Annotated in this window: 4 protein-coding genes and 1 pseudogene; 2 read left to right on the top strand and 3 right to left on the bottom strand. The window is 69.2% G+C overall.

The features are described from left to right. Positions 1–130: 130 nt before the first annotated feature. Complete coding sequence (locus tag FHS88_RS20350) at positions 131–484, bottom strand: DUF6950 family protein (protein ID WP_184487312.1); 354 nt, start codon at positions 482–484, stop codon at positions 131–133. Further along, the gene (locus tag FHS88_RS20345; RefSeq protein WP_184487311.1) at positions 481–1,056 is read right to left on the bottom strand and encodes a hypothetical protein; all 576 of its coding nucleotides are present in this window, start codon (positions 1,054–1,056) and stop codon (positions 481–483) included. The genes FHS88_RS20350 and FHS88_RS20345 overlap by 4 nt, the downstream gene beginning before the upstream one ends. Positions 1,057–1,161: 105 nt before the next feature. On the opposite strand from FHS88_RS20345, the gene FHS88_RS20340 reads away from it, so the two are divergent. Both FHS88_RS20340 and FHS88_RS20335 read left to right on the top strand, forming a co-directional pair. After that, positions 1,162–1,620 carry a hypothetical protein gene (locus tag FHS88_RS20340; RefSeq protein ID WP_184487310.1) on the top strand — a complete coding sequence of 153 codons (459 nt, stop codon included), beginning with the start codon at positions 1,162–1,164 and terminating at the stop codon, positions 1,618–1,620. Between the two features lie 36 nt (positions 1,621–1,656). Next, positions 1,657–2,397 (top strand): hypothetical protein, encoded by a 741-nt coding sequence (locus FHS88_RS20335; RefSeq protein WP_184487309.1) that lies wholly within the window; start codon positions 1,657–1,659, stop codon positions 2,395–2,397. Between the two features lie 102 nt (positions 2,398–2,499). Here the strand turns inward: FHS88_RS20335 and FHS88_RS20330 are convergent. Then, a pseudogene (locus FHS88_RS20330) lies at positions 2,500–2,902 on the bottom strand (hypothetical protein); the annotation flags it as partial.

Genomic DNA, 2,902 nt, shown 5'->3' with positions numbered 1-2,902 from the left:
ACCGAGGCGCCGATGGTCGAGACCACGAAGGCGGCGCCGGCGCCGACGATCGCGCCGATGATGCCGCCGCCGACCGCGGCGGAGGCGACGCCGCCGGCAACGACGGCGATCAGGGGAACGGCGGCGGGCATCAGCCGATCCTCCAGGCAGCGGTGCAGAGATTTATCGGCGCGCGCAGCAGGCCGCGCGGCCCGACGAAGGCGACGCGGCCGGCGTCGAGCACCACGCCGAGGCGGTCGGGATCGGGGGCGAGGACGACGTCGCCCGTGAGGGCCCGCAGCGGTGCCACACGCGGGAAGCCGGCGCTGTCCGCCGTGGCCATGAGGTCGGGCAGGATGTGCACCTGCGGCCGGCTACCGGTGACCGCCTCGACCGCGGCCACGGCGAAGCGGCCGCAGTTCCAGCGATGGGCGTCGAAGGCGCGCGTCTCGACCGCCGACAGCAGGGCTGCCAGCCGCACCGCCCAGTCCGGCCGCCGCGTCACTGGGCGGGGAGCCGGATTTCCGCCTCCTGCAGGGCGGGGACGTATTCGAAGAAGCGGTCGCCCGGGTGCTCGGCCTGCTGGTCGGCGTCGGTGTAGCGCCGCACCTCGGCGCGCTCGAGGTCGACGAGCCGGCTCTCGCAGGTGAGCGCGACGCGCGGCTCGGCGCCGTCGGTCACCTCCATGGTGTCCATCAGCCCCGCCCAGAGCGGGAACGGGTCGGCCACGAAGGCGCCCTCGGCATCCAGCAGCGCGCCCCAGAGCCGAGCCGGCCGCAGCCGGAAGCTCCGCTCGGCCAGCGCGATGTCCACCACCTCCTGCGGCACGGGCGAGAGCGCCAGCGTCAGCCGCACGGCACGGAGCTCGACCGTCTCCTCGACCTCGCCGACCGCCCCGATCGAGCCGACGCCCTCGAACACCTTCCCCGCCCAGTTCAGCTGGCCGAGTCCGGTCCAGGCGCGGAAGGGGCCGGAGGCGAAGTCGAGCTCGACCAGCACCACGGGGGCGGCGACCGGCGAGGTGGCGGAGGAGGCCGCATGCAGCGACAGCCGCGGCGTGCCATTGCCATCGGACATTTCCTTCCTCCTTCGTCTATCCTTTTGCGCAGCAGCGGCAGGCCCGACTTTCCTTGCGGGCACCTTCGCGTCATAGGAATTAGATCTTGCTTTCTGGAGCGGTTCGTGGCATCTGATGGACAGCAACGGGCGACACGCGTCCTGTTCGGCATCGTTGGCGTCTACGCCCTTCTCATCACGGGATGGGCTATCCCGACGGTCCGCAATCTCATCGATGAATTCTTCGGCCCGAATGAAGCGCAACTCGTGTTGGTGTCCGACACGCCCCTTATTCGCGTGCGCGTGACCTACGACGAACGAGAGGTGCTACCGCGGCCGAACTGGGGTCCGGGCGCTGCGCCGACCTACGCCACGTTCACGCCTCTCAGAACGAGAGCATTCGAACCGACCCTGTCGGTCTCCTGGGAGACGAACGAGGGTCGCGCTTCGGTTTCGCGGACGCTGCGACAGACCGACCACAGGCGCTGCCTTTATGTTCTGCGCATTGACGCGGCAGGCCGTGCGCTCCCACCGGAGCCGACCGACGCGCACTCACCGTTCTGGTGGACCTGTCACTTCGAGTGAGGCGGTCGCCTCGCTCGTCAGCGAGGAGGCATTCGTATGAGCGGTTTCATGTTCTGGCGGTCGGTCCAGGAAGCAGCGGAAGCCGAAGCGGCTGCTTCTCCCCTGCCAGGGTTCTATGACGGACCCGCCGACGCATATCGACATATCGTCGGTACTGCGGAACTGCGCCGCCGCTTCGGTTGGGCCACGGCGTTCGGCATTGTCACCGCCAACGAGGTGCTGGGGACACATTTCCGCAGCCACCCTGCCCATCTTCGAAGAATGGACGACCACAACAATGCGATCGGCCTCGCCATCGGAGCGGAGGCCCGCAGCTACGAGGACGTTGTCCGCCTTGCTCGGGCGGCGATCGACAGTGCGGTCAGCGCTGGCGGCAGCGGTGCCGACGGAACGCCTGTGTGGCTTCCTCAAGGCTGGACCGAGCCGCGGGCGCGTCGCGGCCTGAGCCGAACCCTGCCCGTTGAATGGCCAACTGACATTCCCTCAGCGAGTTCCTACCAATTCGGCGATGAGCGCTTCAGTGTGGCTTCTCGGAGCGCGCCGGCACGCCTCGGCAACGCGAGGCTGCCACGCTGGCCCGTCTCGCCGAAATACCGACGCAGGAGTGGTCCGAGTTCGACGTGCGAGCCGCCATCGGCTCGGTCCCGTACCGCAATTCCAACGCACCCGGGCATGCAGAATGGCGAGCGCGGGTGCGGGAGTACTTCGAGCAACGTGCGGATCGTGATGGTGTGGAGGGCGCCGTTCTGCGCGATGCAGGCGAGTGCTCTGGTGTAGCCCAGGTGCGCGCATACACCCGCTCCGGTCCGTCAGGACCAGTGCAAGTATCTGCTCATAGTCGATCCGTTTCCTGTGATTGATTGGCGCAGAAATAGGCCACTACAGCGCCTCCTCGAGGCGGATCGTGATCGCCGTGAAGCGCCCAGGCCGGGTCGGGTTGGCGGCCTCGTCGTCGGAAACCAGGCGCATGGCGACGGTCGGCTTGGTGAGGACCAGCGGCTGGTTGATCAGCAGCGCCTCGCGCAGCGGCGGCGCGATGGGGATGGTCGCCGTGCCGGCGCCTGAGGCGGTGACCGTCTCGGTGGCGATGTAGAGCCGCCCCGCCAGGCCGATGAGGTCGCCGGCGCCGACCGCGACCCCGTTCGGCCACCAGCCCCCGGTCTGGATCGCCAGCGCCCCGCGCGGCGCGGTAGCGTCCGCGGAGGTGGTGGAAATTCCGGCTTCGGCCGGGGTGTAGGGCTGGGGTGGCCATCGGACCTGGCGGCTAGGGTGGAGTTGCGAG

This window comes from Neoroseomonas alkaliterrae (assembly GCF_014199195.1).
GTDB lineage: Bacteria > Pseudomonadota > Alphaproteobacteria > Acetobacterales > Acetobacteraceae > Neoroseomonas > Neoroseomonas alkaliterrae.
Note: the sequence above shows the minus strand (reverse complement) of the source record. Positions and strands in the feature narration are given on the sequence as shown.